General features: G+C 37.8%; 1 protein-coding gene. It reads left to right on the plus strand.

Annotation, left to right across the window (positions count from 1 at the left end):
- Window positions 1-88: 88 nt before the first annotated feature.
- Window positions 89-1221 (plus strand): IS3 family transposase gene (locus MTX11_RS16455; protein ID WP_228255337.1). Its coding sequence is split into 2 segments (ribosomal slippage): window positions 89-341 and window positions 341-1221, totalling 1134 coding nucleotides; the frame shifts between segments, so codons are not numbered across the junction.
- Window positions 1222-1282: the final 61 nt, after the last annotated feature.

Genomic DNA, 1282 nt, shown 5'->3' on the forward strand with positions numbered 1-1282 from the left:
AGAGGTGGATCAGGAAATTTGAACAACACTTATAAGTGATATTTTGCTCCCCAAATGATGTTATAAACATCAATATATGGAGTATTTTATGGCACGTAGACCAAGAAGAAATCATTCAAATGATTTTAAAGCTAAGGTAGCACTTGCTGCGATTAAAGCAGAAAAAACACTTGCTGAATTGAGTGCTGAATTTGATGTTCATCAAAACCAAATTATCGACTGGAAAAATCAACTGATTTCAGCTTCCTCGCAAGCTTTCGATCAATCAAAAGCTCCAACAGAACCACCCATCGATCTAAAAAAACTACATGCAAAAATCGGTGAGCAGGCATTAGAAATTGATTTTTTAGAAGGTGTGTTGAAGAAACTGGGCCGCTTCAACCACAAAAGTTAATCGATGACTCACTTCAGATTTCAGTATCTAAGCAAGCTCAGCTGCTGAAAGTCTCCCGTGGTTGTTATTACTATCGCCCAAAACCTGTGAGTGCATCAGATCTGAAGCTGATGCGCTGTATTGATGAATTACATATGCAATACCCTTTTGCAGGTAGCCGTATGATGCGTGATTTGTTGAATCGTCAAGGACATCATATAGGACGACGTCATACACGTACTTTAATGAAGAAAATGGGCATTAATGCGTTATATTGCAAACCAAATTTAAGCCAGGCTAATCAAGCTCACCGCAAATATCCATATCTGCTCAAAGGATTGGCTATTCAGCGCAGTAATCAAGTGTGGTCTACGGATATAACGTATATCCCTATGGCAAAAGGCTTTGTTTATTTATGTGCTGTGATTGATTGGCATAGCCGCAAGGTACTTGCGCATAGAGTATCGATTAGTATGGAGGTTACATTTTGCATAGAAACATTAAATGAAGCTATTGAAAAATATGGTCGACCTGAAATATTTAATACAGACCAAGGCAGTCAGTTTACCAGTGATGCATTTATTGATGTATTGAAATCAAATGGCATTCAAATCAGTATGGATGGTAAAGGTCGATGGGTTGATAATGTGATGGTTGAACGATTATGGCGGAGCGTTAAATATGAAGAGGTGTATCTCAAAGCCTACAGCAATGTTTTGGATGCGAAGAAGCAATTAAACGCATATTTTGAATTTTATAATTTGAAACGACCTCATTCGAGTCTGGACAAAATGACTCCAGATGAGTTTTACTATGACCAGCTACCACAACAAAATAAGGTAGCTTAACTAGAGCAGAGTATCACTTATAAATAAGCTTTTAGTTGTTCAAACATGTGGGACCACCTCT

This window comes from Acinetobacter lwoffii, from assembly GCF_022809915.1.
In the GTDB taxonomy this organism is placed as follows: domain Bacteria; phylum Pseudomonadota; class Gammaproteobacteria; order Pseudomonadales; family Moraxellaceae; genus Acinetobacter; species Acinetobacter lwoffii_M.